Origin of the sequence: Devosia oryziradicis, from assembly GCF_016698645.1 — a bacterium.
In the GTDB taxonomy this organism is placed as follows: Bacteria; Pseudomonadota; Alphaproteobacteria; order Rhizobiales; family Devosiaceae; genus Devosia; species Devosia oryziradicis.
Map to the genome: position 1 here is coordinate 1,120,084 of NZ_CP068047.1, position 26,314 is coordinate 1,146,397.

Below are 26,314 nucleotides of genomic sequence, written 5' to 3' on the forward strand. Positions count from 1 at the left end.
AACCACTCTCGAACTTGACATTGAAGGTCATAAAATGATCTTCGAATGCGCAAGAAGTCAACCTGACTTCTTTGCTCAGCTTTTTCGGGTGATGGTTCTGCACCAGCTTTCCACCAGCGTCGCGCCTCTTCAGCGTTCCATGCCGCTCGGGCTGGCTTACGCCTGCCTGGTCGTCATCCTGGCGGCGGCAATGGTGCTCAGCGTCACGGTGGGCTATCGCGTCTATAGCCTGCAGCAGGCTATCGCGGCGCTGTTTGCCTTTGACGGCTCGGAAGCAGCAACCGTCATTACCAGCCTGCGGCTGCCGCGGGCGGTCATTGCGCCGCTGGTGGGTGCTGGTCTTGCTATTGCCGGGGTGCAGGTGCAGACGCTGTCGCGCAACCGCATCGCTTCGCCCGATACGCTGGGGCTCAATGCCGGCGCCTCGCTCGCCGTGGTGGTTGCCAGCGCGGTATTCGGGGTCGGCTCGCTGATCGGCCTGTCGCTGACGGCGGCATTTGGTGCGCTGGTGACGAGCTTGCTGGTTTTCGCGATCGCGGCAGGGGCGGGTGGTCTGTCGCCGATCCGCATCGTGCTGATCGGGGTCACCATTGCCGGGCTGGGGCAATCGATCGTCCAGATCATTCTCACCAACAATGAGGCGCAGTTGCAGAACCTCTTGTTCTGGCTGGCCGGGTCGTTTGTCGATCGGCCGATGACGCTGGCGCTGAGCGGCGGGCCGTTCATCGTCCTGGGGGCCCTGCTGGCGCTGCTGCTGGCGCGGCCGCTCGACGCGATGCAGGCCGATGATGATACCGCGGCGGGGCTGGGCGTGCCGGTGACGCTGGTGCGCATCGGCTGCTTTTTGTCGATATCGCTGTTGACTGGTGCGTCGGTCGCCATGGCCGGGCCGGTGAGTTTTGTCGGCCTGGTCGTGCCGCATGCGGCGCGCCGGCTGGTGGGCCTGCGGCATGGAAGGCAGATCTTCGCCGCGGCATTGCTCGGGGCGATCTATGCCACGCTGGCCGACGTGGCGGCGCGCGTCGTGATCTTTCCGATCGAGGCCCCTGTGGGCGCGATCACCGCGGTGCTGGGCGGCGTCGTGCTGGTGACACTCTTGCGCCGGAGGGCAGCATGAGCGGCTTGACCTCGACGCTGTCGGCGGCCCGTGCGCCGATTGCATTGACCGTGCTCATCTGCATCGGCGTCGTGCTGGCCCTGAGCGGCGTGGCGTTTGGTTCGAGCTGGATTCCGCTCGAGCAGGTTGCGTCAGTTATCCTCGGCGCCGGCGAAAAGACGCAGAAGCTGATCGTGCTGCAATTGCGGCTCCCGCGGGTGGTGATTGCGGCGCTGGCTGGCGGCGGCATGGCCGTGGCCGGTTTCCTGCTGCAGAAGATCACCCGCAATGCCCTGGCCTCACCGGGCGTGCTGGGGGTTATCGACGGCGCGGCCTTGGGCGTGGTTATGTTCCTCGCGGCGCTGTCCAACGAATCCAATGCGCTGGTGACGTCCATCGCCTACCAGCCGGTCGCGGCCGTGGTCGGCTCGACGCTGGGCATCGCACTGGTCTTCGCCTTGGCGGGGCGGCAGGCGGCATCGGCGGTGCGCCTGCTGCTGTTCGGCATCGCGATTGCCGCCGTGTTCAAGGCGCTGGTCATGGTGATGATGCTGATCGGGCCGATCTATCGCACCAGCCAGGCGGCACGCTGGATCGCCGGGGCGGTCAATGAGATCAACTGGAGCGAAATCCAGGTCACCATCGTGATGCTGCTGCCCCTGCTGCTGCTGGCGGTGCTCGCAGCACGGAAAATGCCGCCGGCGGAGCTGGACGAGGTGTCGGCGCGCAGCGTGGGCCTTGATCTGCCAGTGTTCCGGGTGCTGGTCTTTGCCCTCGCCGCAGGGCTCACGGCGGTGTCGGTGGCCTTTGTCGGCGGCGTCGGCTTCATCGGGCTGATGGCGCCGCATCTGGCGCGGCTGGTGGTTGGCCGCAATGTCTATGCAGGCCTGCTGGCCAGTTTCCTGCTCGGCGCCATCATGCTTGTCGGCGCCGATCTGATCGTGCGGGTGCTGTTCAGCCCGGTCGAAGTGCCGGCCGGGACGGTGACGGCGGTGATCGGCGCTCCCTATTTCCTCTTTCTCCTGATGAGCAGGCAACGCCATGACTGACCAACCGGCCATTGCCATCGATGACCTGACCCTGGGCTATGGCAGCGCGACCATCCTCGACAGGCTGTCGTTGGCCATTCCCCGCGGCAAGATCACCGTGCTGGCCGGACCCAATGGCTGTGGCAAGTCCACCCTATTGCGGGCGATCCGCCGGCTGCACAGGCCGAGTGCCGGGCGGATCCTGCTCGAAACCACTGACATCGCCAAGCTGGGCGAGCGCCTCCTGGCCCGACAGGTCGGCCTGCTGGCGCAGAGCCCGTCGGCGCCGGAGGACATCACCGTGGAAGAGCTGGTGCGGCTGGGCCGCTATCCGCATCAATCCATGCTGCAGCCCTGGAGCCACGACGACACGCGGGCGCTGGAAACCGCCATGAACGGCACGGGCGTCGCGCATCTGCGGCATCGCCACCTCGGTTCGCTGTCGGGCGGGCAGTTGCAGCGCGTGTGGATCGCCATGGTGCTGGCGCAGGAAACCGAGATCGTCTGCCTCGACGAGCCAGTGAACCACCTCGACATGTCGCACCAGCTCGATTGCCTCGACCTGGTGCGCCAGCTCAACTCGGAGTTCGGCCGCACCATCGTGCTGGTGCTGCACGACCTTAACCTGGCGGCACGCTATGCCGACCAGTTGGTCTTCCTGCGCGACGGCGTGGTGGCGGCCAGCGGCAAGCCGGAGGAGCTGATGGTCGAGGACCTTATCGCGCGGGTCTTCGACGTCGATGCCATGGTCATCACCGACCCGGCCTATGGCCGCCCGCTCTGCATTCCGCTCAAAACGCGGTAAGACGGCAACCGCGCCTGATCGCCGCTACTTGCGGGCAATATAGTTATACTGCATAACTAAATGCGAGGGAGGACGTCATGGACCATCTGGGCACGCCCATTCGCCAGGTGCGACTGGGCAATATGGCGGCTGCGGCCGAGCATCGCGCCGATGGCACCACCATCCTGCGCTCCATGGAAACCCTGGGGCCCTATCCGCGCTCCATCGTCGACGCGCTGGAGAGCTGGGCAAGCAAGACCCCCGATACCGTGCTGATCGCCGACCGCGAAGGGGAGGGCTGGCGCAAGCTGAGCTTTGCCCAGGTGCTGGAGCGGATCGGGCCGTTGGGGCAGGCGCTGCTCGATGCCGGTCTGTCGCCCGAGCGCCCGCTCGTCATCCTCTCCGGCAACGAGATCGAGCATTTTCTGCTTGGCATGGCGGCCATTTGGGTCGGCATACCCTATGCACCGATTTCACCGGCTTATTCGCTGGTCTCGACCGACTATGGCAAGCTCAAGCATATTGCCGGGCTGCTGACGCCGGGCCTGATCTATGCCAGCGACGGCGCCCGGTTCGCCGCGGCGATCGAGGCGACTTTTGCGCCCGATATCCCGCTGATCGTGCGGTGCAATCCGCCCGCCGGCCGCCCGGTGCGGTTGTTCGACGATCTGCTCGAGACCCCAGTGACGCCTGCGGTTGCTGCCGCCCACGATGCCATCACGGCCGACACCGTTGCCAAGGTCCTCTTCACCTCGGGCTCCACCGGCCTGCCCAAAGGCGTCATCACCACCAACCGGATGATGGCCTGCAACCAGGAGATGATCCGCACGGCGCTGGCTTTCCTCGGCGATGAACCTCCGGTGCTGCTCGACTGGATGCCGTGGAACCACGTGGCTGGCGGCAGCCATAATACCGGTATCGCGATCTACAATGGTGGCAGTTTTTACATCGACGATGGCCAGCCCACCCCGGCGCGCATCGGCCGGACCCTCGAAAACCTGCGCCATGTGCAGCCGACCTTCTTCACCAATGTGCCCAAGGCCTATGAATTCCTGGTGGCGGCGTTCGACGAGCATCCCGAGGCGCGGCGCAACCTGTTCGCGCGGCTCAAGCTGCTGCAATATGCCGGGGCGGGGCTGGCCCAGCATGTGTTCGACGGGCTCGACCGCGCAGCTCGTGCCGAAACCGGCGAGCGCATCCTGATCATCACGGGCTATGGCTCGACCGAGACGGCGCCCTTTGCCTTCACCACCACCTGGCCGGTGGAAGCGGCGGGACATATCGGGCTGCCGGCCGCGGGCATGACGGTCAAGCTGGTGCCCAATGGCGACAAGACCGAATTACGCCTCAAGGGGCCGAACGTCACGCCCGGCTACTGGCGCGACCCGGATAAAACGGCCGAGGCCTTCGACTCAGAAGGCTTCTACCAGATCGGCGACGCCGTGCGCTTCGCCGACCCGGATGACTTGTCCAAGGGACTGATCTTCGATGGCCGCGTCACCGAGGATTTCAAGCTCTCCACCGGCACCTGGGTCAATTTCTCGGCGGTCCGGGCTTCTGTTATCGGCGCCTGTGCGCCCTTGATCCGCGACGTGGTCGTGACGGGCCTCGACCTCAACTATATCGGCGCGATGATCTTTCCCGATCTCGAAGCCTGTGCCCGCCATGCCGGCTTGCCGCCGGGCACCGATCCAAGGACGATCGTCGACCACCCCTCGGTGCGGCAGAAATTTGCGGAGAGCCTGGCAGTCCTTGCCGAGCGGTCAACGGGCAGTTCCAACCATGTGGCGCGTGCGCTGCTCATGGCGGGTCTCCCCGATATCGACAAGGGCGAGATCACCGATAAGGGCTCGATCAACCAGCGGGCGGTGCGTACCCATCGTGCTGAGCTGGTCGAAGCGCTCTATCGCGACGAGCCGGGGCCGGACATTCTCATCCTCAACCGCAAAGGCGCCTGACATGAGCAAAGGCCTTCGGCTCACCTTCGACGATGCCTGGCTGCTGGGCGGTGCCCGCACCCCGTTCGTCGACTATCGCGGCGCGTTGTCGGAAATTTCGCCGATCGATCTGGGCATCAAGGCGGCTCGATCAGCCATCGAGCGGACCGGGGTCAAGGCCGCCGATATCGGCCACACCATTGCCGGTTCGATGGCCCAGGCTTCGTTCGACGCCTATGTCACCCCGCGCCATATCGGGCTTTATGCGGGCGCGCCGATCGAAGCGCCGGCGCATCTGGTGCAGCGCATCTGCGGCACCGGGCTCGAGGTGATCGCGCAGGCGGCGGACTCGGTGTCGCTCGGCCGGGTGGAGCTGGCGCTGGGTGCCGGTTGTGAATCGATGAGCCGCAATCCGATCGCCGCCTATACCCACCGCAATGGCTTCACCATGGGGAAGGTGGAGTTCAAGGATTTCCTCTGGGAAGCGCTCTACGACCCGGCCGGGTGCGTGAACATGGGCGACACCGCGGAGAACCTCGCCAAGCAGTATGGCATTTCCCGCGAGCGGGTGGACCGCTTCGCCGAGCGCAGCTTCAACCGGGCCATCGCCGCGCGCGATGCCGGTATCCTGGCCGAGGAGATCGTGCCGGTTGTCAGCGAAAGCTTCGCGATCGAGGGTATCGACAAGCGGGCGATCAAGCTGCCCCGCGGGGTCGAGAGTGTTGATACCGACAGCCATATCCGCCCCTCGCCCTATGAGGTGCTGGCCAAGTTGCGGCCGGCCTTCGGCGGCGTGCAGACAGGCGGCAATAGTTCGGCCATTGTCGACGGGGCTGGGGCGGTGCTGGTGGCGTCGGCAGCCTATGCCAAGGCAAACGGGCACAGGCCGCTGGCGCGGATTGTTGCCAGCGCTGCCGTCGGCGTGCCGCCGCAGATCATGGGCATCGGTCCCGCGCCGGCCGTCCGCGCTGTGCTGGAGGTCGCGGGCATACGGCTCGACCAGATCGGCCGCATCGAGATCAACGAGGCCTTCGGCGCGCAGATCCTGGCCTGTGTCGATGAGCTTGGCCTCGACGAGGACAAGCTCAACGTCAATGGCGGCGCCATTGCCATCGGCCACCCGCTGGGCGTCACCGGCATCCGGCTGGGGCTGACGCTGGCCAATGAGCTCCGGCGCTCCGGCATCCGCTACGGCGTGGCTTCTGCCTGTATCGGTGGCGGGCAGGGCATTGCCCTGCTCATCGAGAATCCAGAGGCCGTGTAATGGACATTTCGGGCAAGACCGCCTTTGTCACCGGCGCCGCCTCAGGGCTGGGTGCCGCCACTGCGCGCATGCTGGCCGGGGTAGGGGCCCGGGTCGCGATCTTAGATCGCAACGCCGAAAAGGGCGAGGCGGTCGCCAAGGAGTTGGGGGGCCAGTTCTTCGCGGTCGATGTTGCCGACGCAGCGAGCGCTGACGCCGCGGTCAATGCAGCGGTGGCCGCATTGGGCGCGCCTTCGGTGCTGGTCAACTGTGCAGGGATCGGCACCGCGGCGCGGATTGTCGGACGCGATGGGCCGATGCCGCTCGATGCATTCCAGAAGGTCGTCAATGTCAACCTGGTCGGCAGCTTCAACATGCTCCGGCTCTGCGCCCATGCCATGACGCTGGGCGCGCCTGACGGCAATGGCCAGAGCGGGGTGATCATCTCGACCGCATCGGTGGCGGCTTTCGAAGGACAGATCGGCCAAGCGGCCTATGCGGCGTCCAAGGGGGGCATTGTCGCGCTCACTTTGCCGGCGGCGCGGGAGTTCGCGCGCTTCGGCATCCGCGTACTGGCCATTGCGCCGGGCCTGTTCCTGACGCCGCTATTGGCGGAACTGCCGCAGGAAGCGCAGGACAGCCTCGCCAATGCCATCCCCAATCCGGCGCGCTTGGGCAGGCCGGAGGAGTTTGCCGCTTTGGTGCTGGCCATGGTCGAGAACGACTATCTCAATGGCGAAGTGGTCCGCCTCGATGGCGCGCTGCGCATGCAGGCGAAGTAGGGAGAGGCCATGTTTACGCGTACCACCCAGGTCGAGATTCAGTTCGGCGATTGCGATCCGGCCGGCATCGTCTACTACCCCAACTATTTCCGCTTCTTCGACAATGCCACGGCGGCCCTGCTGTCCGCCGCCTTTGCCATGCACAAGCGCAATTGGCTGGAGCATTTCGGCATTGCCGGCATCCCGATGGTCGATACCGGCGCCCGCTTCATCAAGCCATCGCGCTTTGGCGACGTGGTCGATATCCGATCCGAAATTACCGAACTGGGCCGCTCCAGCTTCTCGGTCAGGCACACGCTGCTCCGCGACGGCGAGGTTGCCATCGAGGCGCATGAGAAACGAGTCTGGGTGGTGCGCAATGAGGCGGGTGACATCCGCTCGGCGCCGCTGCCCGAAGACGTGCGCCGGCTTTTGAGCGCCTCGTGACGATTGCATTGGAAGGAAACGACATGGCCGACGTGCTGACGGTGACCAACAGGGGCGCCATCGTCCATCTGATGCTCAACCGCCCCGACAAGCGCAATGCGCTCAACGATGATCTGGTGGCGGCGTTGGACGCGTTCTTTGCGGGGGTGCCATCGGATATCCGTGCCATCGTGGTGAGCGGCGCGGGCGGGCACTTCTCGTCGGGCCTCGATCTGTCCCAGCATGTGGCGCGCGAGCCGCTCGAAGTGATGGCTCATTCGCGCAACTGGCACCGGGTGATGGCGCGGATCGCCACCTCGCCAATCCCCGTTGTTGCGGCGATGAGCGGCGCGGTGATGGGGGGTGGCCTGGAATTCGCCGCGGCCTGCCACGTGCGGGTGGCCGAGGAGACGGTGCGCTTCCAGATGCCCGAGGGGATGCGGGGCATCTTCGTGGGCGGCGGCGGCTCGGTGCGGATTTCCAGGCTCATCGGGCCCGATCGCCTGACCGAGATGATGCTGACCGGCCGGTCCTATTCCGGCGCCGACGGCGAGCGCCTTGGGCTGGCGCATCACGTCGTGGCCGAGGGGCAGGCATTGGACAAGGCGTTCGAGCTGGCCGAGCGCATCGCGAAGAACTCGCCCACGATCAACGGCTTCATCATCCAGGCCATCGCCCAGATCGCCGCCATGCCGCCCGAAGCGGGACTCTATGCGGAAAGTCTTACCGCGGCTTTGAGCCAGACCGGGCCGGACGCGGAGGAGGGGTTGCGGGCGTTTCTCGAAAAGCGCCCGCCCGTGTTCCGCTAGGTCAGCCGGTCGAGCAGGGCCAGAAGCCGGTCGCGCGCCTGAGCGCCACCCAGGCGGGCCACCAGCTCGTCTTCCATGGCTGTGTGTACGGCGCGGGCATGGGCAAGGAAGGCCTCGCCCGCGCGCGTCAGGTGCAGGGCATTGGCGCGCCTGTCATTGGCGGACGGGACGCGTTCCACCAGCCCCCGCTCTTCAAGTCCGTGCACCAGCGTCACGAAATTGGCGCGCTTGATGCCCAGCGCCTCGGCAATCTCGGTCTGCTTGCGACCCGGATTGTCGGCGATCAGGACCAGAACCGAATATTCTGCCGGTCGCAGCTTGAGCTCCTCGAAGACAGCATGGAATTTCTGGAACACGCTGAGCTGGGCCCGGCGCAGGCGATAGCCGACAATGCTGGCAGTGGCTCCAGTCTCAAGGGCGTCCTCTGCGGGCGAAGGTGAGGCGACAGTGGGCATGGGCGGCTCGCTCGTCATCAGGCGTTATTTCCGTCGGTCAGGCCGCGTTGGCACGGTCCGCTTGTCGTGTCCGACAATTTAGTTATACAAAATAACATTATGGTTTGGGAGGACCATAAGCTCGCCGCTGCCGCCGAACGGGTTAGCCTTTTCGTCCAGGGCGCCTAGCATTCTGGCTGGATTATCGTTTGCTGACAAAATGGCCAGAATTCCGCTCGATGCGATAATCCTGGGGTTATGAGCGCGGCAAAATTTGTCATTTTACTTGTTGGGTGGCCGGGCCTTTAATCGGGAAAAACGGGAGGGACCATGCTGGGGGTTTTCGGGACTGACCGCGCGTCGAGCGATGCCAATCGCAGTCGCCTCGGGACTGGCGGGGAGCTGGTCTGATGGACGATACGCGGCTGGGCCGCGCTGTCTTCGGCCTTGCTACCGGCATTGCCATTGCCGGGGGCGTGGCCCTTGTGATCCTCACCATCATCACTGCCGCCAGCGTGGTCGGACGTGCGCTCATTCCACTGGGCCTGAAGCCCGTTCCGGGTGACGTGGAGATCGTGCAGTTTGGCGTGTTGTTCGCCATTTTCTGCTCGATGCCGCTCACCCAGTACCTGCGGGGCCATGCCGACGTGGCGTTGCTGACCGATGCCTTCCCGGCACGCGCGGCAGCCATCATCGAACTGGTCATGGACATCATCATGCTGGTGATGACCGCGTTCATCGTCTGGCGCTTCGCGGTGGGCATGCTGGACAAGTACGGCAACAAGGAGATGACCTTCATCCTCCACGTGCCGGTCTGGCTGACCTATGCGGCGGCCATGCTTGGCGCGATAGGCATGCTGCTGGTGAGCCTTTACTGCGTGGTCCGCTCCGGCGCCAACGCGTTCTCGCGAAATCCCTACAAGCCCGAACCGGGACTCTTCTGATGAGCAATATCGAACTGGGCCTGTGGTCGTTTCCGGTCCTGCTGGTCCTGATCTTCCTGCGTATGCCGATCGGCCTGGCCATGCTGGTGGTGGGCGTGGTGGGCAACTATCTCATCACCAAGAGCTGGAATCCCAGCTTTGCGCTGTTCAAGTCGCTGACCTATTCGACCTTTTCGAGCTACTCATTCGCCGTGGTGCCGTTGTTCCTGCTGATGGGGCAGTTTGCGGCGATGAGTGGGGTTTCCCGCTCGCTGTTCGATGCCGCCACGGCATGGCTCGGCCATCGTCGCGGCGGCATTGCCATGGCCTCGATCGGCGCCTGCACCGCCTTCGGCTCGATCTGCGGGTCGTCACTGGCGACGGCGGCCACGATGGGGCAGGTGGCCTTGCCCGAGCTCAAGCGGCACGGCTATTCGGGTGCGCTGGCAACCGGCACCCTGGCCGCTGGTGGCACGATCGGCATCCTGGTGCCTCCGTCCTGGATCCTGGTGATCTATGCCATCCTCACCGAGCAGAATATCGCCAAGCTGTTTCTGGCCGCCATCGTTCCGGGGGTGCTGGCGGCGGTGGGCTACTGCCTGACCATCGCCATCGTGGCGCGGGTGCGGCCCGAGCATGCCGGCACGGCCTATCCGCGCCTGCCCTATCGCGAACGCTTCCGCCAGCTGGGCCGTATCTGGCCGGCACCGGTGATCTTCCTGGCCGTCATTGGCGGCATTTATACCGGTATCTTTACGCCGACTGAGGCTGCGGCGGTGGGTGCGGTAGGCACCGGGCTGATCGCCATTTTCAACCGCACCCTGACCTGGCCGGCCTTCCGCACGGCCATGGTGCAGATGGCAACCGGCACCGGCATGATCTTCATGATCATCCTGGGCGCCGCGGCGCTCAACAACTTCCTGGCGCTCAGCCAGCTGCCGCAGGCCGCTGCAGCCTTTGTTACCGAGCAGGGCTTCAACCCGTGGCTGGTCATGACGCTGATCCTGATCATGTACCTGATCCTGGGCGGACCGATGGATTCGCTGTCCATGATCCTGCTGACCATCCCGATCGTCTATCCGGTGACGCTGGCGCTCGATTTCGGGCTCAGCCCCGAGGAGTTCTCGATCTGGTTCGGCATCCTCACCCTTGTCGTGGTGGAGGTGGGGCTCATCAGTCCGCCGGTGGGCATGAACCTGTTCGTCATCAATTCCATGAGCAAAGGCACCAGCATCGGGCAGACCTTTCTTGGGGTCACGCCCTTCCTGATATCGGATCTCGTTCGCACGGTGATCCTGGTGGCCTTTCCGTCGATATCCCTGTTCTTGGTCCAGTGGCTGCATTGAGCATCCCTGGGCGGGTAGCGGGGAGAGAGAAACAACATAGGAGGAGGAGACTATGAAGAGACGTGAATTTTTGATTGGCACCGCCGCGGGAACCGTCGCTCTCGCCGCTCCTGCCATTGTGCGCGCACAGGATACGACCACGCTGCGCGTCCATCAGATGCTGCCGGCCCAGGCCACCATTCCCGCCAAGGCGATCGAGCCATGGGCCCAGCGGGTCGAGGAAGCCTCAGGCGGCCGGATCAAGTTCGAGCTTTATCCCGCCATGCAGCTGGGCGGCGCGCCGCCGGATCTCTACGACCAAGCCAAGGATGGCGTGGTGGATCTGATCTGGACCGTGCTGGGCTATACGCCGGGCCGTTTCCCCAAGTCGGAAGTGTTCGAACTACCGTTCATGGTCACGACGGCCGAGCCAACCTCGGTGGCTTTCCATAAATATGTCGAAGCCAATGCCATGAACGAGTTCGATGGCGTCAAGCTGATCTGTGTCCATACCCATGGCCCCGGGCTGTTCCACACCAAGGACCCGATCACCAAGCTCGAAGACCTCAAGGGCATGAAGATCCGCGGGGGCTCGCGCATCATCAGCGACATGCTGGGCCGGCTCGGTGCCGAACCGATCGGTATGCCGGTGCCGCAGGTGCCAGAGGCGCTGTCGACCGGTGTCATCGATGGCACGACCATCCCCTGGGAAGTCACGCCTTCGCTCAAGGTGGCCGAACTGGTCAAGAACCATACCGGCTTCTCGGGGACGCATGGGCTTTACAGCCAGACCTTTGGCTTCACCATGAACCTGGACCGTTACAACGGCCTGGCGGATGACCTGAAGGCCATTATCGACGAGAATTCAGGCGTCGAAACCGCTCGCCAGTTCGGCCGCGTGATGGACGAAGGCGACGCCATCGGGCTCAAGGTGGCAGTGGAAGCCGGCAACAATATCGTGCAGCTCGACGAAGCCGAGACGGCGCGCTGGCAGGAAGCCGCCCAGCCAACCATCGACCAGTGGTACACCGATATGACTGCGGCAGGACTTGACGGCGCGGCGCTGCACGAGGCTGCCAAGGCAGCCATCGCCGAGGCTTGAGCGACAGGGCCCGGCCGCGCGCCGGGCCCAATCCTGTTATGCGGGTAGCCTGCCCGCCGGCCTGCGCCGAATCGGCGATGGCTTCTGAAAAAGGGCAGTCTGCCCTGCAAAAATGTATACAATCAGCGTTTCCCGGCTTCCGAGCCGGCCTGCTGCAAGAGGAGCACGGCGATGACCGCCAAGACATTTCCGATGAACGCCTGGTATGCGGCGGCTTGGGATACCGAGGTCAAGCGCGAGCTATTGCCGCGCAAGATCTGCGGAAAACCTGTGGTCATGTACCGAAAGCAGGACGGAAGCCCGGTGGCGCTGGCGGATGCCTGCTGGCATCGGCTGCTGCCACTGTCGATGGGCGAGCTCTATGGCGACAATGTTATCTGCGGCTATCACGGTCTCGAATTCGACGATTCCGGCCGCTGTGTATACATGCCGTCGCAGGACACCATCAATCCGTCAGCCTGTGTGGTGTCCTACCCGATTGTCGAGAAGCACCGCTTCATCTGGCTGTGGATGGGTGATCCGGCCTTGGCCGACCCGGCCAGAATCCCCGACCTGCATTGGAACGACGATCCGGAATGGGCAGCGGATGGCAAGCTGATCCACGCCAAGTGCGACTACCGGCTGGTCATCGACAACCTGATGGACCTGACCCACGAGACCTATGTGCATGGCTCGTCCATCGGCAACCGCGCCGTGGCGGAGGCGCCGTTCACGGCGACCCATTCGGAGCGGACGGCTACCATCACGCGGTGGATGAAGGATATCGACGCGCCACCCTTCTGGCGCGGCCAACTGGGCAAGCCCGGCAATGTCGACCGCTGGCAGATCATCAATTTCGAGGCGCCGGCCACCATCGCCATCGATGTGGGCGTGGCCCTAGCCGGAACCGGTGCGCCCGAAGGCGATCGCAGCCAGGGCGTCAACGGCTTCGTGCTTAACACCATCACGCCCGAGACCGACAAGACCTGCCACTATTTCTGGGCCTTTGCCCGCAACTACAAGACATCCGAGCAGCGTCGCACGCATGAATTGCGCGAAGGCGTGGCCGGCATCTTCCGCGAGGACGAGCGGATTCTGGAGGCCCAGCAGATCGCCATCGACAACAATCCGGACCACGTCATCTACAACCTCAACATCGACGCGGGCTCGATGTGGGCGCGCAAGCTGATCGAAGCGATGATTGCCGAAGAAGAGCCGCACCGTGCGGCGGCGGAGTAGGCCATGGGTGCTTCGCTGCAAAAGCGGCAGCAGCCGCAGTCGCTCAAGGCGCTGATGGGGGTGCGCGATCTGGTGCTGGATGGTCATATCCGGCCCGGCGAACGGCTGTCCGAGGTGGCGATCGCGGCACGGCTGGGCATTTCGCGCACACCGATCCGCGCTGCCCTGGCGCGACTGGAGCAGGAGGGTTTGCTCGAGGTCATTCCATCGGGCGGGTACGCGGTGCGCGGCTTTGCCCGCGAGGAGGTGGTCGATGCCATCGAGCTTCGCGGCGTGCTCGAAGGCACGGCGGCGCGGCTGGCGGCCGAACGCGGCGTGTTGCCCGTGCGGATGAAGGCGATCCAGGACCTCGTCCGGGCGTTGGACGAGACGATCCGCGACCGGCCGCAGGACATGGACTTCGAACGCTATGTCGAACTCAATGCAGGATTCCACGACGCGCTGGCGGGACTGTCCGGCAGCCAGACCATCCGGCGCGAAATCGAGCGGGTGACGCGGCTGCCCTTTGCTTCGCCCAGTGCGTTTCTCGACAAGCAGGCCGACGTGCCGGCCTTCCGGCAATCGCTGCTGGTAGGGCAGGCGCAGCACAAGGCTATCGTCAGCGCCATCGAGTTGCACGAGGGCGGACGGGCCGAGGCGCTGGCGCGCGAGCATGCGCGATTGGCGCGGCAGAACCTCGAATATGTCATGGCCGAGGACCGGAGCCTGTTGCGGCGGGTGCGGGCGCTGGCTTTGGTCGGCGAATAGGAGCGTCTGATGCGCAACAGGCAGGGATGGCGGCAGGGCACCCTGACGCGGGCAGAGACGATTGCCGACGATGTCCGGCTGCTCGAATTTGCCGTCGAAGGGGCGCTGCCGCGCTTCGATCCGGGCTCTCACAGCAATTTCAAGGTTGCTCTGGGCGAGGGACAGGCGATCCGCACCTATAGCTGCTTGCCGGCCCCGGCGGGGCATATCAGCGTGGCGGTCAAGCATCACGAGAACAGCCGCGGCGGCTCACGCTTCATGTGGGGGCTCGATGTTGGTTCGACAGTCGAATTGACCCTGCCGGAAAACCGTTTCGAACTGGCGTGGCGGGCGCCATACTACCTGTTGATCGCGGGCGGCATCGGCATCACCCCGATCTATGGCATGGCACTCGCCCTGCAACGCCGCGGCGTGCCGTTCCGCCTGGCTTACGGCGGACGCACCCGCTCGGTGATGGCTTTTGTCGATCGGCTGGAAGCCGAGCTGGGGAGCGCAGTGGCCGTCCATGCCGGCGATGCGGGTGGGCGCATCGATGTCGAGGCGGAAATTGCAGCGCTGCCGCCCAATGGCGAACTCTATGTCTGCGGGCCGATAGACATGCTCAATGCGGTCAAGGCCGCCTGGCTTGCGGCAGGGCGGCCGCTCGGGCGGCTGCGCTACGAGGTGTTCGGCGACAGCGGGCTCTATGCCGAGGCGCCATTCAGCGTCGAAGTGCAGGGATTGGGACGCTCGGTGGCGGTGCGGCCGGACCAGACCTTGCTCGACGCATTGCTGGGGGCCGGCATCGACATGATCTACGATTGCCAGCGCGGCGAATGCGGGCTCTGTGCTGTCGATATCGTCGCGCATGACGGCGCGATCGATCATCGCGATGTGTTCTTCAGCGCCGAGGAAAAGCACGAAGGCAACCGGATGTGCGCCTGCGTCTCGCGCTTTGCCAGCGGCAAGGCGGTGATCGACGTGGGCTATCGCGGCTAGTCGGCGGCAGGGGTGTCCGGCTGCTTCTGCGGGCGGCGCTGTTCCAGGGCGTGGCGTGCGCGGTCGAGCGCGAGGACAGCGCGACCGCGGAGCGAGCCGGGCGCCGTCAGCGTGCCCAGGGTTACCGCCTCGGTGCCGAAGCGCCGCTTGAAGGCCTCCGCGCCACAGAGGAAATCGACTGTGTGCAGACCGCGGTCGAAGGCCCACATGATATAGTCGGTCATCAGCAGCGTGCCGGGCGAGCCGCGCTCGAAGGCGGGGTCGTAGCTGGTGACGAAGGCCATCAGCGTGCCGCGCTGCTCGAAATTGACCGAGATGGACACGATCAGCCCATCCACTTCGAGCACGAAGAGGCGGAGCAGGCCGGCACGGGCGAGGGCTTCCACCAGGGCCGAGAGCGCCACTTCGCCTTCCTCGAACAGCGTCGAGGTGCGGCCACGGGTATCGAGCCATTGGCGCTTCAGCGCCGATAGCCGCTCGAGGATCGGACGCAGCGGCTCGTCCGGGCCCACCAGGCGGAACTGTGTCTTGCCTGACTCGGCGAGGGTCGCCTGCTTGCGGCGATAGTTCTGGCGGGTTTTCTTGGACTGGCTGTCGAACCAGGCCTGGCCGGTGGACCAGTCGCCGCTGACCCTATGGCTGATTTCGCTGCGGTGGTTTGGCGTCAGCGCCGGGCGCGTGCCTGTGCTTTGCAACTCGCGGGTCCGCGCGCCGGGGCAAAGGCGGTTGAGCAGGGCGATGTCGAAGCCGCCCATTGCCGTCAATTCGGCCCATAGGCGCTGCAGGGTTGCGGGCGGGCAGTCCCTGACCGCGATGATGTCCTCGTAGTCGCTATAGCTGTTGGCGGCCCATTCCAGGAAGCGCAGGCCGCGGCGCTTGTGGATGCTGAGCGGCATGACCGCATCGAGACGGTCGCCATTCCACACCAGGCCGACGCGCAGCTGCCGGCGTTGCCGGTCGCGATCGGGAAGCGTCCGCCACCAGGCCGAAATCCAGGCGTGGCTCTGGAAGACGAGGCCATCGGTGCGCGACCACAGTTCGTCCCAGGCCGGGCCGATCTCGGCGAGGCGGGCGGTGTCGGTGACGATCTCCACCCGGTCGGCGCGAACCGTCACGCCGGAGGCATGCATGTTCATGGCTGGGTGCTTTCGACCGGCTTGCCGGCCGGGGTGCGGCGCAGCGCCCGAACCAGGATCAGGCCCATCTTCTTGAGCGGCAGGATATAGAGCCCGAACAGCGACTGGTATTCGTGGGCGTCGCGATCCATCAGGCCGAACTTGAAGTCTTCATCGGGCTCGGGAACCACCAGGGTGCCGAACATGCGGTCCCAGAACGAGAACAGCAGGCCGAAATTCTTGTCGTAGTGGCGCGGGTCGACGCTGTGGTGCAGCTGGTGCCAATGGGGGCAGAGCACGACGTTGTTGAGCGGGCCGAACGAGATCTTGAAATGGGTGTGGCGGACGAAGTCCATCATCAGGATGTTGCGGATGACGTAGACGTTGATGCCGAAAATCGTCACTTCCACTGGATCGAGCGCGATCAGCGTCCAGATGCCGAAGGCGATGCCGGGAATGACGCCATCCCACATGCGGTTCAGCAGGTCGTCGAGCGGATGCACCCGGTCCTTGGTGATGCCGACCATGACCTCGGCCGAGTGGTGCACCTTGTGCAGTTCCCACAGCAGCGGGAAGCGATGCTGGGCGGCATGGTAGAGGTAGTAGGAAAGATCATAGGCCAGGAGCATGGTGATGGTGAAAGCGATCACCACCAGCGGGCCGGCGGGACCGGCGATCAGGGGTTCGTGGATGTTGAGCAGCGCGCCCAGGCCCTGATTGGTGGCAAAGGCGACGGCCGAGACGAAGATCACGCCCGAGGGGATCAGCAGGAACGGCATCAGCAGCCGCTTGGTGATCCAGAACAGGGCATCGGCGCGGGCCGAGGCATGCAGGATCACTTCCTTGGGCAAAGCGAATTCGAAGAACTCGGCAAAGGACTTCTTCTCCACCGTCCGCCAGTAAGCGATCAACGCGCTGACGAAGGCCGTCAGGAACAGCAGGCCGGCCGTTGCCATGTTCTCGAAGGTCAGTTTGTCCATAACCTTGGCGACGAGTTCATCGATCATTTGCATCTGCTCCCTGGTGGCATGGGAAGGGCGGGCAGGCGGGTCTGGAAGAGGCCTGCCGCGTTGCTACAAATGCCAGATCGGCCGGGCCAAAACCCCTTAATTGCTAAAGCTTAGTTAATGCTGGAGCACGGTCAGGACCGACGCCACGCCGGCGGCGTCGACCCGCCCGCGCCAGGCGATGCGGGGCGCCGGCAGCTTGATGCCGAAGCGCGGCGAAACCCAGCCGCCGGAGCCCGGAAACTCCCCGCCCGAGGCGATTGTCACACTATCGCTGGGCAGGGTGATGCGCATCACGGAAATGCCATTGCGGCTGGCCGTTACCACGTTCCCGTCCCGCTCGACATCGAGGCCGCTGGCCAGTTGAAACACGATCTCGGCGGGCTGGGCGGTGCCGATCAGGCGATCGTGAACGGTGATGGAGCCGCCATCCCACCTGACCTGCCGTTGGTGGCGCGCGCCGAAGCGGCGCTCGTAGCCGTCGTGCTCCGCCGTCAGCCAGTCTTGCGTCGGGGGATGGTCGAGGCGCCGGGCAGTGGCCTTGTGCGACCAGTTGAAGGCGCCAGACATAGTGCTCTGGCTTTGGCCACCGAGGTTGAGGGTATTGTGCGCCGGCGTCGACCGGAACCACTCCCGCCAGACGCCGCCGGAGCCGTAGAGGTAGGTGCCAGGGTCGACCAGAATGGGCTCGCCATCGATATCGAGGGTGAGCGACAGCGCATCGGCATGGCCGTGCGCGGCGATGGAGAGATAGCCCAACGGCCCGTGGTCGAAACGCAGAGCGACCTGCCGACCAGCTATGTCCCCGCGCCACACCGAGAGGCCGCCGTCGGCGAAGCCATGCAGGCCAGACGGGTGTGGCAGCGGATCGGACGGCGTGCCGAAGACCAAGCCGCGGAAATCGTCAGGGGCCGCGACTGGACTGGGTGCGCCCAGGAAACCTGCGATGGCCGCTGCCACCGAGGACGCATAGTCGGCCTCCGCGCCGAGTGTGACGACCCGGCCCTCGTCATTGTCGCCGAACTCGCCGGTCCCGAGCCAGGCGATGAAATCGGCAAAGGCCGCCAGCCGCTGCCCAGCCTGCTGTGGCAGGGGTGTACCGGCATCGCGTGCCGCCATGGCCGACAGCAGCACCAGTTCGGCGGTGAAGGCGGCATAGGTGGGCGTCTGCTCGGCGCCACTGCCATCGGGCAGGATCTGCTTGTCCAACTCGGCAAGCAGATCCTGCCACGGCCGGTCGGCGTCGTGACCGAGCGAAATTGCGAGCAGATACTCGCCGGCCAGCTCGGCCACCAAGTGATTGTTGGCCGAGGAAAAGCGCGAGGGAAAGCGCGGCAACCAGAAAGCGCTGGCCGACAGGATTTCGCCGGCCTTGCTTCGGAAATTGTCCGACAGTCGGTGGCCCAACATGTCGAGGGTCAGCATGATGCTGATCGCGCGCAGGGCCACTTCGATGCCCGAAGCCCAGGCGACGCCGCCATAGGGCGGGTTGGCGTCGTGCCAGCTGATCAGGGCAGCCTCGATGGTGCCCAGGCTTGCCTCGTCGTCTTGCAGCAAATGGTGTGCGGCCAAGACGGGCAGGAACTGCAGTCGATTGATTTCCCAGACATATTTGACGTCGCCTCGGCTGCCGTCGTGACGGAAATCGATGTCGAAGGCATAGGTGGCGGAGTCCGGCCACAGCGCCTGGGTGACGGGATCGAGGCGCCATAGCTCGGGCGGAAACAGGGCGCCGGGGTCGCGCTCGGGCCATTGGCGGCCCAGGGCGGCGTAGCGTCCGGCCAGGAAATCTGCCGCTGCCTCGGCAACAGCCCGCCGTTGGCCTGGCGAAGCGGCAAGCACCCGGCTCGGCAGGTTGGGAAAGACCGGATGCAGTGTCGGATTGCCGGCGCCAGACCAGCCCTGATGGCGCTTTTTGGAGGCGAGCTTTCGCGCTTTTTCGACCAGCCGATGAGCGATCTCGGCCGGTTCCATATTGCGCAGGCGGTTGACGTACCAGGATAGCTTCATCGAAAGCCCAGCTCTTTCAGCCCTCATACACTACAAGCCGACAATGCCGTGCCTATCGCGCTGCGTTTTCGGCGCGATGGGTTAACATCGCCGGCGTCGATCGGAGTATTGCCATGAAGCGTCTGGCCTGCGTTGCTACTGCCTGTCTCGCATTGACCAGCGCGGCTTTTGCGGAACCCATTGCGCTCAGGCGCGGCGTCGGCGTGCATGATTGGCTCAACTGGTCGCCGCTCAACGCGGATGGGAGCTATCGCTGGCCGCCCTATCGCGACGAGGCCGAGTGGCTTGCCGGCGCACGTCCGCTCGAGGATTGGCCCGATGGAGATCAGTTCACCCGCATTCGGGCGATGGGGTTCGACTTCATCCGGCTCAGTGTCGATCCCGGTCCTCTGGCGGCAAGCGAGGGCGCCGAGCGCCGGGAGGCGCTCGATGTGCTGGAAGCCGCGGTCCGCAAGGTGACCGCGGCAGGCCTCAAGGTGGTGTTCAACCTCCATGGCGTCAGCCAGGTACCCCAATACGGCATGGACATGATCTATGGCGGCGCCGACAGCGCCGGCGTCGCCGCGTATCGGGCCATGGTCGTCGAGGTGGCGCAGATGCTGGTCGCAGTGGGCGTCGGGGACGTGGCAATCGAGCCCTATAACGAACCTGCCTATTATCCCTGCGACGCCAGCGGCACCGAAGACTGGCAGACGATCATGGCCGATACCGTCGCCGATATCCGCGCCGTCAGCGCGGACCTGACGGTGGTCGCTACCGGCGCCTGTGGCGGCAGCATTACCGGGCTGACCGATCTCAAGCCCGATTTTGACGATCCGAACCTGCTCTACAGCTTTCACATGTACGAGCCGCACAGCTTTACCCATCAGCGCTCCGACGATCCGGACGGCTTTGCCTCCGGCCTGCCATGGCCGGCTTCGGAGGGGAGCCCCGAGCAGGCGATCGCTGCCCTGCGGGCGCATATGGATGCCGCCGGGATCGACATGGGACGGCAGGCACGAACCATCGTCGAACTGCAGGGCGTGGTAGCGGAGTATTTTGCCCAGGACTGGGGTCAGCCCCAGCTCGAGGCCCGCATCGGCGAGGCCGTCGCTTGGGCGGAGGCACACGACGTCGCTCCCCAGCGCCTGTTCATGGGGGAGTTCGGCGCCATCCTCATGACGCCGGATGGTCGCATGGGGGCCTTCAACCCGGACCGCCTGCGCTATCTGGCGGCTGTCAGAGCTGAGGCCGAGAAATTCGGCTTCCCCTGGTCGATCTGGGAATATTCAAACCCATATGGCATGTCCGTCATCGTGCCTGACGGCCGCGCCGTGCCGGACACTGACCTGCTCGCTGTGCTGGGGCTCATACCCGCTCAATAGCGGACGATATCGAGCCGTTGGTCGATAAAGGCACGCTTGCCGTTGCGACCGGCGGCGATGCGCTTGACCTGCTGCACCTGAAAGGTCAGCCGGTTGTGGCAGCGCTGCCCCAGTTCGCTCGCGATGCGCTTGGCATCCTCCACGCTGCCATCCGGGGCAAGCACGTAGCGCAGGACAACCTCGCCCGGCTGGTCCTGGTAGAACTGGAACTCTGCAATGCCCTTGAGCACACGCCCCTCGGCCGGGGTCAGGTCGGTCGTCACGACCCTCGTGCCGTCATGGGCGATCAGGAAGTTCGGCTTGCGGCGTGGCGTCAGGTCGGAGACGCGCATTCTCTGGCCGTTTTCCGCCGTCGGCAATTGCACCAGGCGGGCAAAGTCGCCGGTTTCGTAGCGGATGAACGGCATGCCGGTTGACAGGAACCCCGTGCCGACGAGCCGACCCTCGCGACCGATCTCGGTAACGGGATTGCCCTTGGCATCGACGAGTTCGGCCAGACCATAGAGCGGGTCGAACTCGTAGGTGCCCGGCGCGTCGGCGACCTCGGCAGCGAACAACACCTTTTCGCTGAGGCCGTAGAAGCAGGCAAAGGGCGGATTGCCCAGCGTCTCGGCGATCATCTGGCGCTGATGGTCGTAGATGGGTTCGGAGATGGGCATGATGCCCTTGATGGGGCGCTTGGGAATGCGCCCCAGCGTTTGCATCTGCCGGCAGAACAGCTCGATGGCCGAGGCGTAGCCGTATATGAACTGGACGCCGCGCGCGTCGATCAGATCGAGATACAGCGCAGCGTCTTTTGTGGTCATGGGAAAGACGGAGAGTTGCAATTCCCGCATTGCGGGATCCCAGTCGTGGATATTGAGGCCCTCCGGATCGAGGCCGAAACCACGCAGGCAAACGCGCGCGTCGCTCTCGGAAAAGCCGATGCGCGACCAGACGTCATAGACAAAGGCCATTTCGCGGGCGCTGCGATCCTTGTCGAGAAAGAAGCCGAAGGGTGCTTCGGCATTGGAGCCACTGGTCTCGGTCCAGTCCAGCCGGCCCCTGGGTTCGGCGAGCGCGGTTTCGCCCGCAGCGCGCAAGGCGGCCTTGTCGAGGATGGGCAGGCGGCGCAGGTCGTCCAGCGAAAAGGTGCCGGGGTCAAAACCGTCGCCGAAGGCGGTTTCGATCAATTTCCGGTAGAAGGGACTGCCATGGTGCGCCTTTGCCAGCAGGGCGCGCAGCGATGCCAGGTGCCGCTCAGACGCATAGGCATGGTCCTGCGACGCCCGTGCAATGTCGCGACGCCAGCGCTGGTAGCTGCGACCGAACTTGAGCTTGGACGGAATGAGGCCGATCAGCGGGCGCAGCGTGCGACGCACGAAGGACGGACTTCGCACATAGGCGCCGCGGGCGCGGTCCAGCCAGCTCATGTCTCCCCCCGACGAACCGCCATCAGAGGCTCATCCACTCGCCAGCGAGCCGGAACTCGATGGGCCGCATGGTGCGCTTGAACTGGGTATAGCCATCGCCGGGCTTGAGGCCGCCGACATCGAACTGGCTGACGCCCCGTTGCTGGAGGTTCTTGATCACCTCCCACATCAGGATGTTCCCGGCATTGAGCCGGCGCCCTTCAGCGCCGAACCAGCCGATGTGGTATTCGGCGCAATTGCCGAACCGCACGACAGACATGCCGGCCACCGCCTGGCCCTGGTGGATGAGCTGGAACACCAGGACATCCTCGGGCCGCGTTTCGCGCAAGGCCCGCAGCAACACCGGGTCGGCGGCGGAAAAGCCCTTGTCGCGCATGTTCTCGACGTGGCGATCGAGCAGCCAGTCATAGGTAACGGCGTCGGTGGCGACACGCACGTCGGGATTGGCCTTGTCGCCCTGCCGCACGCGGTTGCGGAAGCCGGAACCCAGGCCAGCCCAAAGCTGCTCCTGCGTCCGGGCCAGGTCGATACGGCCGGACATCCAGCCTCGGGCGTGGCGCAGCCGAAAGCCGGCCTCAGTCAGGACGCTCGAACTGTCGGGTCCGTGTGGCAGCGCGGGCGCGATCAGCAGCGGACCGCGCCAGCGACGGCGGATGGCGGCATAGATATCGGTTAGCTCCGATGGCGAAAGCGCCTCGAGCGGAAGCGGGCCGCGGTTGATGCGGGCGAGAACCCGGATGCCCAAGATGCGGCGCACCAGGACCGTGGCGATAGCCAGGGTGCGGAGGCCGCGCTGGAACGCGACACGTTCGACGTGCCAGCCCTTGGCACGCTTGCCCTCGCCATAGGCATAGCTCTGGGGAAGGTGGGGCTCGACGGCTCGGTCGACGAGTGCATTCCACGTGTCCTGATCGAGAATGGGGACGACGGCAATGGCACCGGCCGAAGTCGCAACGCGCTGCCGCGCTGCTGCGACCTGCGGCTCAGAAACACCAATAGTCATCGGCCCGGCAATCTCCAAAAATCACGCGCGATATACAAAATATGGCGTCACTATAGAGAGATAGCAAATCGACGGGTATAGACGATTGGCCTTAGGCTTAACGTGAGGCGCTCAGCCAGACGTCGCGGATTGCCTTGGCGAACGGCGCCAAGTCTAGCCGATCGCGATGCACGGCCATCGCATTACTGCCCAGGCGGCTGCGCAATTCTGGCGTTTCAACCAGCCGGGTCAACGCTTGCGTAAGGGCATCGACATCGCCAGGGGGCACCAGCAGGCCGGTCTCGCCATCCACGATGATGTCCTCGACGGCGCCGACTGGAGTGGCGACCACGGCGAGGCCGGCCGCCATGCCTTCGATCACCGAAACGGGCAGGTTTTCGGCGAAGGACGGCAGGACCAGGATATCGGCAGAGGCAATCAGCTGGGCGACGGTGTCGGGGCCGACCCAGCCGGGAATGGATACGCGGTCGGCCAGGCCCAGTTCGACGGCCTTGGCGCGCGCGGCGTCAACGGCGCCATCGCCGGCAATGGTGGCCCGCCATCCGGGCATGTCGCGTATGCGGTGCAGGGCTTCACCCAGCTGCGGCACGCCCTTGCGATCGCCGATGCGGCCGAGGAAGAGGATATGGACACTGTTGCCACCGCCCTGGTGCGGCAGTGTCGGCGCAGCGGTCGCGTTGGGGATGATGGTGATCTTGTTGGCGGCGCCGGGGGCGCGGCGGGCGATGAAGTCGCGCCACACCTGGCCCAGCACGATCACCTGGTTAGCATGCTCGAACATCTGGCGGATGCACATGCCCAACAGGCCCGCATCCTCATGCCAGAAGGCCTGGTACTCGGCGCCGTGCAGGTGGAGCACATAAGGGATGACGAGCGCGCGGGCGCAACTGGCAATGACCAGCTTGCGATAGGTGCTGCCGAAGCTCGAGAGGTTGATATGGACTACGTCGACCTTGCCGCGCAGGCGGGCGGCAATCATGCGCAGGCAGAAACCGAGGGCGTAGAAGGGCGAGAGCCAGACCGAGCCGGGCCCGCGGCTGGGCAGGAAGCGAGCCTGGATATCTGAGCGCCCCTCCTGTTCCAACTGGTGCTTGAGAGTGGCCATGACGCGGTCGACGCCACCCTGTCCGGCGGTAGCCGAGGGTGTGGCGACCATGACCTGGAGGGCGGAGGAGCGCTGCAACATACCGGCTTTGCTAGCCCAAGCCGGTCACGGGCGAAAGCAAAGGATCAAGACAGGGTTTACGCCTGGACTTTTCGTTCAAATTGTCTGCATTCACGCTGTGCCCGAATAGTGCTGGGCCTGCGCGCGCGCGGGCGGTATGGCAAGGCATTCAATGATGGCGGAACGCGTCTTGCTTTTACGATCTACGCTCATCTACGCGCCCGCGATCCTGCTGACGCGCCTGTCGGCGCTGTTGCTGCTGGCCATTGCCACCCGACTGGTGGACCAGACCGAATATGGCCTGCTGACCCTGGTTGTCACCATAGGCGAAATGACCGATGTCGCCGTGACCAACTGGCTGCGCATCGCGCTGCTGCGCTTGGGTGGCAAGGGCGAGGTCAGTCGCGGCAGCCTGTTGCTGGCGGGCCGGGTGCTGGTGCTGTCGACCATGGTGGCGCTGGTGGCCTCGGCCGCCGCTTCCACCCTGGTCGCCCCCGACCGCTGGCTGGATTTCGCCCTGGCCGTCGGCGCCTATCTCGTTGCGGGAGCGGTGGGGCGGTTCGCGCTGACGGTGCTGCAGATGCAGCAGCGCCATTCGACCTACAGCATGCTCGAATTCCTGCGGGCCGGCCTGCAGATTGTCCTGCCGGTGGTGGCGATCCTGCTGGTGCCGGGCACGTTTCTGTCGATCTCGCTGGGCTCGAGCCTCGGCGTGCTGATCGCCGGATTGGTCGGGGGGGCGCTGGCGTGGCGCAAGGTGGTCGTTGGCCCGGCGCGGTTCACCCAGCGCGAATTCTTTGCTTTCGGTGTGCCGCTGGTGGTGATGGCGCTGGTCGGCTTCGGGCTCAACAATGCCGAGCGGCTGTTCCTCAATGGTTATTACGATGCCGGCGCGGTGGCGATCTTTGCGGCGGCATACGCGCTGGCGCGGCAACCGATCGACATGGTGGCCAATGCCATCAATATGGGCGCATTCCCAGAAGTGGTCGGCAAGTTCGACGCCGAGGGGCCGGCCGCGGCGACGGCGCTCGTGTCGCGACTGATGGCGCTGATGTTGCGCCTGTGCCTGCCGGTAGCCGCGCTGCTGGTTGCGCTGGGCCCCTATATCACGGCGGTGGTCCTGCCGCCTGACTATCATGGCCATGTCGACCAGCTCTTCGGCATAATCGCGGTTTCGGTGCTCTGCGCCAACCTCACGAGCTTCGTCTATGGGGCCGTGGTGCATGCGCACAAAAAGCCTTGGCTGCTGGTGCTGGCCAATGGTGCGGGGTCGATCGGCACGATCGGCTTGTCGGTGCTGCTGATCCCCAGCATGGCGGAGACCGGCGCGGCCCTGGCCCTGGCCGGAGGCACGCTGGCGAGCCTGGCGGCTTGCATAATCATCAGTGAAAGGCTGACGCCGGTGCCGGTACCCTGGCGGGATATCGCTGTTTCGCTCGGCATTGCGGCTGCAACGGGCGTGGCGGCTGCGTTGGCCGGTGGAGGCTTGAGACAAGCGCCGGCTCTGGTCGGGCTGATCGCCGGTGGTGCGGCTGGCGGCGCTGCGTTTCTTGCGCTCAACGCCCTGGTCCATCCCAATGAGACCAGGGCGTTGACGATGCGGTTGCGGAACCGGTTGCGCAGCGCCTAGAGCGCTGCCCTTAGTGTGACGTGCCGCGGCTGCGGTAGGCCTGCCAGAGCAGGGCCGCATAGGCGGTGTTGGTGTCGTAGTAGCGACGCCACAGGCGGCGTGGTTCCTGTGCCACGCGGAACAGCCATTCAAGGCCAAGCCGCTGCACCAGAGCAGGGGCCCGGGCCACCTTGCCGGCAAAGACGTCGAAGCTGCCGCCGACGCCCATCACGAAGCTGGGCTGGAGCTCGTTGCGATAGCGCTTGAGGAAACGCTCCTTGCGGGGAGTGGGCAAAGCCACGAACAGGCAATCGGCGCCCGAGGCATTGATTGCAGCGATGACATCGCCTTCCTGCTCGGGAGCAAAATAGCCGTGCTGCGTACCGGCGACGACCAGGCGCGGATAGCGCCGGGCCAGTTCGACCACCATGGCATCGAGGACATGCTGCTCGGCGCCCAGCAGGAAGGGGCGATAGCCCTTGTCGGCGCAGAGCGCAAAGATTTCGGTCATCACGTCGACGCCCGCCACGCGTTCGTCGATATCGACGCCGAGCAGGCGGGCGCCCCAGAGCACTCCAATGCCATCGACATTGATGACATCGGCGGTGGCGACGTCCTCGCGCAACTCGGCGTTGTTGCGCATCGTCACAAGCTTGGCGACGTTGACGACCGTGTGGAGCAGGGGCTGGCGGGTCCGCATGGACTCATCCGCCAGTCCGATGGTTTCGGCCATGCTGAGTGCGTGCATGGGGGCGCCGAGGAATTCCCGGCGGCGCTGCACCAACAAGGCGTGTTCAGCCCAAGCGGTGCTGGCCATG

The 26,314-nt window shown here is 65.1% G+C and carries 24 protein-coding genes; 16 read left to right on the forward strand and 8 right to left on the reverse strand.

What is annotated here, in order from left to right:
* Positions 1-34 precede the first annotated feature (34 nt).
* The 8 genes from JI749_RS05625 to JI749_RS05660 all read left to right on the forward strand — a co-directional run bounded on the left by JI749_RS05625 (position 35) and on the right by JI749_RS05660 (position 8,084).
* Positions 35-1,117 carry a FecCD family ABC transporter permease gene (locus JI749_RS05625; RefSeq protein WP_233280880.1) on the forward strand — a complete coding sequence of 361 codons (1,083 nt, stop codon included), beginning with the start codon at positions 35-37 and terminating at the stop codon, positions 1,115-1,117.
* Positions 1,114-2,145, forward strand: a complete 1,032-nt coding sequence (locus JI749_RS05630) for a FecCD family ABC transporter permease (protein WP_201660501.1) — start codon at positions 1,114-1,116, stop codon at positions 2,143-2,145. The genes JI749_RS05625 and JI749_RS05630 overlap by 4 nt, the downstream gene beginning before the upstream one ends.
* Positions 2,138-2,929: an ABC transporter ATP-binding protein gene (locus JI749_RS05635; RefSeq protein ID WP_201660506.1), complete on the forward strand. Its 792-nt coding sequence runs from the start codon at positions 2,138-2,140 to the stop codon at positions 2,927-2,929. Before JI749_RS05630 ends, JI749_RS05635 begins: the two co-directional genes overlap by 8 nt.
* Positions 2,930-3,006: 77 nt before the next feature.
* On the forward strand, positions 3,007-4,866 hold the full coding sequence (locus JI749_RS05640; RefSeq protein WP_201660509.1) for a feruloyl-CoA synthase: 1,860 nt from the start codon (positions 3,007-3,009) through the stop codon (positions 4,864-4,866).
* 1 nt (position 4,867) lies between these two features.
* On the forward strand, positions 4,868-6,109 hold the full coding sequence (locus tag JI749_RS05645; RefSeq protein ID WP_201660512.1) for a thiolase family protein: 1,242 nt from the start codon (positions 4,868-4,870) through the stop codon (positions 6,107-6,109).
* On the forward strand, positions 6,109-6,870 hold the full coding sequence (locus JI749_RS05650) for an SDR family NAD(P)-dependent oxidoreductase (protein ID WP_201660515.1): 762 nt from the start codon (positions 6,109-6,111) through the stop codon (positions 6,868-6,870). The genes JI749_RS05645 and JI749_RS05650 overlap by 1 nt, the downstream gene beginning before the upstream one ends.
* Positions 6,871-6,879: 9 nt before the next feature.
* Complete coding sequence (locus JI749_RS05655) at positions 6,880-7,296, forward strand: acyl-CoA thioesterase (protein WP_201660519.1); 417 nt, start codon at positions 6,880-6,882, stop codon at positions 7,294-7,296.
* A gap of 23 nt (positions 7,297-7,319) precedes the next feature.
* On the forward strand, positions 7,320-8,084 hold the full coding sequence (locus JI749_RS05660) for a crotonase/enoyl-CoA hydratase family protein (protein ID WP_201660523.1): 765 nt from the start codon (positions 7,320-7,322) through the stop codon (positions 8,082-8,084).
* Here JI749_RS05660 and JI749_RS05665 read toward each other — a convergent pair.
* Complete coding sequence (locus JI749_RS05665) at positions 8,081-8,539, reverse strand: MarR family winged helix-turn-helix transcriptional regulator (RefSeq protein ID WP_201660527.1); 459 nt, start codon at positions 8,537-8,539, stop codon at positions 8,081-8,083. The genes JI749_RS05660 and JI749_RS05665 overlap by 4 nt on opposite strands.
* Positions 8,540-8,928: 389 nt before the next feature.
* Between JI749_RS05665 and JI749_RS05670 the strand changes: the two genes are divergently transcribed.
* From JI749_RS05670 to JI749_RS05695, 6 genes are all read left to right on the forward strand, one after another.
* Entirely contained in the window at positions 8,929-9,462 is a 534-nt protein-coding gene (locus tag JI749_RS05670; protein ID WP_201660531.1) for a TRAP transporter small permease, read from the forward strand.
* A complete protein-coding gene (locus JI749_RS05675) occupies positions 9,462-10,787 on the forward strand; it encodes a TRAP transporter large permease (protein ID WP_201660532.1) in 1,326 nt (441 codons plus the stop codon). Before JI749_RS05670 ends, JI749_RS05675 begins: the two co-directional genes overlap by 1 nt.
* 52 nt (positions 10,788-10,839) lie before the next feature.
* Entirely contained in the window at positions 10,840-11,868 is a 1,029-nt protein-coding gene (locus JI749_RS05680) for a TRAP transporter substrate-binding protein (protein ID WP_201660536.1), read from the forward strand.
* 171 nt (positions 11,869-12,039) lie between these two features.
* Complete coding sequence (locus tag JI749_RS05685; RefSeq protein WP_233280881.1) at positions 12,040-13,086, forward strand: aromatic ring-hydroxylating dioxygenase subunit alpha; 1,047 nt, start codon at positions 12,040-12,042, stop codon at positions 13,084-13,086.
* Between the two features lie 3 nt (positions 13,087-13,089).
* On the forward strand, positions 13,090-13,833 hold the full coding sequence (locus JI749_RS05690) for a GntR family transcriptional regulator (RefSeq protein WP_201660541.1): 744 nt from the start codon (positions 13,090-13,092) through the stop codon (positions 13,831-13,833).
* A gap of 9 nt (positions 13,834-13,842) precedes the next feature.
* Positions 13,843-14,811 (forward strand): PDR/VanB family oxidoreductase, encoded by a 969-nt coding sequence (locus tag JI749_RS05695; protein WP_201660545.1) that lies wholly within the window; start codon positions 13,843-13,845, stop codon positions 14,809-14,811.
* Here the strand turns inward: JI749_RS05695 and JI749_RS05700 are convergent.
* The 3 genes from JI749_RS05700 to JI749_RS05710 all read right to left on the reverse strand — a co-directional run bounded on the left by JI749_RS05700 (position 14,808) and on the right by JI749_RS05710 (position 18,943).
* Entirely contained in the window at positions 14,808-15,947 is a 1,140-nt protein-coding gene (locus JI749_RS05700) for a GNAT family N-acetyltransferase (protein ID WP_201660548.1), read from the reverse strand. The genes JI749_RS05695 and JI749_RS05700 overlap by 4 nt on opposite strands.
* Positions 15,944-16,933: a sterol desaturase family protein gene (locus JI749_RS05705; RefSeq protein ID WP_201660551.1), complete on the reverse strand. Its 990-nt coding sequence runs from the start codon at positions 16,931-16,933 to the stop codon at positions 15,944-15,946. The genes JI749_RS05700 and JI749_RS05705 overlap by 4 nt, the downstream gene beginning before the upstream one ends.
* A 117-nt stretch (positions 16,934-17,050) precedes the next feature.
* Positions 17,051-18,943 carry a heparinase II/III family protein gene (locus JI749_RS05710; RefSeq protein ID WP_201660553.1) on the reverse strand — a complete coding sequence of 631 codons (1,893 nt, stop codon included), beginning with the start codon at positions 18,941-18,943 and terminating at the stop codon, positions 17,051-17,053.
* Positions 18,944-19,056: 113 nt separating this feature from the next.
* On the opposite strand from JI749_RS05710, the gene JI749_RS05715 reads away from it, so the two are divergent.
* Positions 19,057-20,307: a glycoside hydrolase family 5 protein gene (locus JI749_RS05715; RefSeq protein ID WP_201660557.1), complete on the forward strand. Its 1,251-nt coding sequence runs from the start codon at positions 19,057-19,059 to the stop codon at positions 20,305-20,307.
* On the opposite strand, the gene JI749_RS05720 is transcribed toward JI749_RS05715, so the two are convergent.
* The 3 genes from JI749_RS05720 to JI749_RS05730 form a co-directional block, all read right to left on the reverse strand.
* Positions 20,301-21,719: a phenylacetate--CoA ligase family protein gene (locus JI749_RS05720; RefSeq protein ID WP_201660561.1), complete on the reverse strand. Its 1,419-nt coding sequence runs from the start codon at positions 21,717-21,719 to the stop codon at positions 20,301-20,303. The two genes, JI749_RS05715 and JI749_RS05720, sit on opposite strands and share 7 nt — an antisense overlap.
* A gap of 22 nt (positions 21,720-21,741) precedes the next feature.
* Positions 21,742-22,722, reverse strand: coding sequence for a lipid II:glycine glycyltransferase FemX (locus JI749_RS05725; RefSeq protein ID WP_201660564.1), 981 nt, complete (start codon positions 22,720-22,722; stop codon positions 21,742-21,744).
* Between the two features lie 97 nt (positions 22,723-22,819).
* Complete coding sequence (locus JI749_RS05730) at positions 22,820-23,908, reverse strand: glycosyltransferase family 4 protein (protein ID WP_201660566.1); 1,089 nt, start codon at positions 23,906-23,908, stop codon at positions 22,820-22,822.
* Between the two features lie 169 nt (positions 23,909-24,077).
* On the opposite strand from JI749_RS05730, the gene JI749_RS05735 reads away from it, so the two are divergent.
* Complete coding sequence (locus JI749_RS05735) at positions 24,078-25,517, forward strand: lipopolysaccharide biosynthesis protein (RefSeq protein WP_201660569.1); 1,440 nt, start codon at positions 24,078-24,080, stop codon at positions 25,515-25,517.
* A 10-nt stretch (positions 25,518-25,527) separates the two neighbouring features.
* On the opposite strand, the gene JI749_RS05740 is transcribed toward JI749_RS05735, so the two are convergent.
* Entirely contained in the window at positions 25,528-26,313 is a 786-nt protein-coding gene (locus JI749_RS05740) for a WecB/TagA/CpsF family glycosyltransferase (protein ID WP_201660572.1), read from the reverse strand.
* Position 26,314 lies beyond the last annotated feature (1 nt).

Bases quoted from the DNA above. Each gene is read 5' to 3' on its own strand.
- JI749_RS05635 (WP_201660506.1), top strand. From the start codon at position 2,138: ATGACTGACCAACCGGCCATTGCCATCGATGACCTGACCCTGGGCTAT.
- JI749_RS05705 (WP_201660551.1), bottom strand. From the start codon at position 16,933: ATGATCGATGAACTCGTCGCCAAGGTTATGGACAAACTGACCTTCGAG.
- JI749_RS05650 (WP_201660515.1), top strand. From the start codon at position 6,109: ATGGACATTTCGGGCAAGACCGCCTTTGTCACCGGCGCCGCCTCAGGG.
- JI749_RS05710 (WP_201660553.1), bottom strand. From the start codon at position 18,943: ATGAAGCTATCCTGGTACGTCAACCGCCTGCGCAATATGGAACCGGCC.
- JI749_RS05740 (WP_201660572.1), bottom strand. From the start codon at position 26,313: ATGGCCAGCACCGCTTGGGCTGAACACGCCTTGTTGGTGCAGCGCCGC.
- JI749_RS05670 (WP_201660531.1), top strand. From the start codon at position 8,929: ATGGACGATACGCGGCTGGGCCGCGCTGTCTTCGGCCTTGCTACCGGC.
- JI749_RS05695 (WP_201660545.1), top strand. From the start codon at position 13,843: ATGCGCAACAGGCAGGGATGGCGGCAGGGCACCCTGACGCGGGCAGAG.
- JI749_RS05720 (WP_201660561.1), bottom strand. From the start codon at position 21,719: ATGAGCTGGCTGGACCGCGCCCGCGGCGCCTATGTGCGAAGTCCGTCC.
- JI749_RS05715 (WP_201660557.1), top strand. From the start codon at position 19,057: ATGAAGCGTCTGGCCTGCGTTGCTACTGCCTGTCTCGCATTGACCAGC.
- JI749_RS05645 (WP_201660512.1), top strand. From the start codon at position 4,868: ATGAGCAAAGGCCTTCGGCTCACCTTCGACGATGCCTGGCTGCTGGGC.
- JI749_RS05675 (WP_201660532.1), top strand. From the start codon at position 9,462: ATGAGCAATATCGAACTGGGCCTGTGGTCGTTTCCGGTCCTGCTGGTC.
- JI749_RS05730 (WP_201660566.1), bottom strand. From the start codon at position 23,908: ATGTTGCAGCGCTCCTCCGCCCTCCAGGTCATGGTCGCCACACCCTCG.
- JI749_RS05625 (WP_233280880.1), top strand. From the start codon at position 35: ATGATCTTCGAATGCGCAAGAAGTCAACCTGACTTCTTTGCTCAGCTT.
- JI749_RS05725 (WP_201660564.1), bottom strand. From the start codon at position 22,722: ATGACTATTGGTGTTTCTGAGCCGCAGGTCGCAGCAGCGCGGCAGCGC.
- JI749_RS05665 (WP_201660527.1), bottom strand. From the start codon at position 8,539: ATGCCCACTGTCGCCTCACCTTCGCCCGCAGAGGACGCCCTTGAGACT.
- JI749_RS05685 (WP_233280881.1), top strand. From the start codon at position 12,040: ATGACCGCCAAGACATTTCCGATGAACGCCTGGTATGCGGCGGCTTGG.
- JI749_RS05700 (WP_201660548.1), bottom strand. From the start codon at position 15,947: ATGAACATGCATGCCTCCGGCGTGACGGTTCGCGCCGACCGGGTGGAG.
- JI749_RS05640 (WP_201660509.1), top strand. From the start codon at position 3,007: ATGGACCATCTGGGCACGCCCATTCGCCAGGTGCGACTGGGCAATATG.
- JI749_RS05655 (WP_201660519.1), top strand. From the start codon at position 6,880: ATGTTTACGCGTACCACCCAGGTCGAGATTCAGTTCGGCGATTGCGAT.
- JI749_RS05690 (WP_201660541.1), top strand. From the start codon at position 13,090: ATGGGTGCTTCGCTGCAAAAGCGGCAGCAGCCGCAGTCGCTCAAGGCG.
- JI749_RS05680 (WP_201660536.1), top strand. From the start codon at position 10,840: ATGAAGAGACGTGAATTTTTGATTGGCACCGCCGCGGGAACCGTCGCT.
- JI749_RS05660 (WP_201660523.1), top strand. From the start codon at position 7,320: ATGGCCGACGTGCTGACGGTGACCAACAGGGGCGCCATCGTCCATCTG.
- JI749_RS05630 (WP_201660501.1), top strand. From the start codon at position 1,114: ATGAGCGGCTTGACCTCGACGCTGTCGGCGGCCCGTGCGCCGATTGCA.